At 38.7% G+C, this 1342-nt stretch carries 2 protein-coding genes; both read right to left on the bottom strand.

Going from position 1 to position 1342, the window contains the following annotated elements; all coding sequences use genetic code 11:
- Positions 1-263: 263 nt before the first annotated feature.
- Positions 264-1010 (bottom strand): hypothetical protein, encoded by a 747-nt coding sequence (locus V6C11_RS02790; RefSeq protein WP_333529556.1) that lies wholly within the window; start codon positions 1008-1010, stop codon positions 264-266.
- Between the two features lie 47 nt (positions 1011-1057).
- Positions 1058-1258: a papain-like cysteine protease family protein gene (locus V6C11_RS18630; RefSeq protein WP_442886018.1), complete on the bottom strand. Its 201-nt coding sequence runs from the start codon at positions 1256-1258 to the stop codon at positions 1058-1060.
- Positions 1259-1342 lie beyond the last annotated feature (84 nt).

The following is a 1342-nucleotide window of genomic DNA, read 5'->3' as shown; positions in this document are numbered from 1 at the left end:
CAAGAAATGAGTAGGGCAGAGCGGGATATGGTGCTGCATAAACTAAAAGAGATTGAAGGATTAAGCATCCGGCAAATATCCCGCCTGACTGGTGTAAGTTTTAATATTGTTAAAAGGGCTTAGCGACACAATAAAAACGTCCCCTTGTGTCTGTATATTCACACCCTCAAAAACCCCCTTGATAAACACATTGTATATTTTTAACTATACTTAGTGTCTTCCAAGAGGGTTTCAGTCCAATAGATATACTTTTTTTATAGTGTCTATTCTTCAGGGTTCATATTATTGCTTTGAGACTTTTGTTTTTGTTCTTCTAATAATTCTTTCCAGATATTTTTAACTTCATCAACAGTATATACTTTAAGGTTTTCCAAGCCAGTAATGTCGGGGCGGTTTCCGAAAGGAAGTAAATATTCACCGCTTTTTGCTTTGATATATAGAATGTCAAGTCCCACGTCTATACTCCTTACGTGTTTAATCTTTTTAACGCCTTCAATGTTGTTATCTTTAAGCAATTCGTACAAAAGTTCAGGATTGGTTGTTACTTCGATAACTTCCACCGGGGCGTATAATCCAGTTTGGGCAATTGTCCAGGCACCTTGTTCCTTCCAAGCAGTTGAAGTGCTAATTACCCGACCCTTGTCGTCAAGCAATGGAACTTCCCAAAAGACCTGACCTTTTACTGCCTTACTGAAATCCCCGTCCATAGTGAAGGGTTCAATAAAATCATCTGGGGCGTAGTACACCTTATAAGGGGTTCCCATTTTGGAGAGCTGAATAACTTCGTCACGAAACTTTTCAGGTACAAATGACTTGTCATTGTCAATTAACTTCTTGACTTTTTCGAAATCCTTGTCAAATATGCTTTTAACTTGCGAACCATCTTCGGCAACATCAAGGGATTCTTCATACATAGCGTTGGTTACTTGATCAACTGCAAAAACGGTTGTTCCCAAACTATAAACGCCTAGCACAAGTGCTAAAACTACAGCAACGAGTAATTTTTTCAACTTAACTCCCCCTTGTATTAGTTGGTTGACTTATCTTTAAAAGAGCACTATTTCCAGAATACCGAACTACCCCAACCAAGGGTTGTATTAAAATAAGTGTAACTTGAGCGATAACCAGAACCAGCATAGGGATCGATATAATACACATCTTGAGTTGAATCATCGTTAAAACCACGAAGAACTAATGCATGCCCACCGCCGAAGGTGTTGGAGCAGTTGTAAGGATTATTATGATGGTAAGGGGTTATTGGGAATAACCAATACGGGTTTGATACTGGGTATATTTTCCGAAAAAGAGGAACAAGCCATCAAAGCATTACAGCAATTTACTG

It is taken from the genome of Desulfotomaculum sp. 1211_IL3151, assembly GCF_036763075.1.
Classification (GTDB): Bacteria; Bacillota; Desulfotomaculia; order Desulfotomaculales; family Desulfotomaculaceae; genus Desulfotomaculum.
Note: the sequence above shows the minus strand (reverse complement) of the source record. Positions and strands in the feature narration are given on the sequence as shown.